A 588-nucleotide genomic window follows, 5' to 3' on the forward strand; every position below is an offset into this window, starting at 1 on the left:
ACGGCGCACACCACGTGGCCCATAGGTTGATCAGGAGTGTCTTTCCCGCCAGACTCCCTACGCTTAATGGCGCTCCGTCAGCGTCACTGAATGTCAAATCGCGCATAGCTAGGGGCTTCTCGGTCGCAAGCATTGCCGCGACTTCACCCTGTGAAGCACTCTTTATCGCTATCATCTGTTCGGATGAAACAGGGCAGCTATCCGGTAAGCCCGCCGTAGCGACGCTCCCTTGATCCTCGTCGGAGAACCCGCCGAAGATAATAACCCCTCCTATTCCAGCCAACATTCCCGCAAAAGTTGCAATAATGATCAGAAATCTGGTTGATTTATTGGTGTTTTCCAGTGTCAATTTCCGAATACTCCCGCACGTTCAGTTGTACTTCTCGAAAATGCTCAGAGATCATCCATCAACCCGTTCGCTTATCAGGCGCTTCAATTTTGCAAGCATCACACTTGCTTCCTCTTCATAGTCCATCGTTCCGAAGAACCTTCCGTCCGCATCCATCAGGATGACGCTGGCCGTGTGATCCATCGTATAATCACCCCCCTCCAACGGAACTTTCGCATGGTAGATTTTGTAGGCCTTCG

At 51.4% G+C, this 588-nt stretch carries 1 protein-coding gene and 1 pseudogene; both read right to left on the bottom strand.

Features of this window, described 5'->3' with window-relative positions; genetic code table 11:
* Positions 1 to 349 (bottom strand): annotated as a pseudogene (locus J0I64_RS08310) (TlpA family protein disulfide reductase); the annotation flags it as partial.
* A 51-nt stretch (positions 350 to 400) separates the two neighbouring features.
* The coding region (locus tag J0I64_RS08315; protein ID WP_291407121.1) for an SCO family protein at positions 401 to 588 on the bottom strand (188 nt) is incomplete at its 5' end.

The organism is Devosia sp., from assembly GCF_017307565.1.
In the GTDB taxonomy this organism is placed as follows: domain Bacteria; phylum Pseudomonadota; class Alphaproteobacteria; order Rhizobiales; family Devosiaceae; genus Devosia.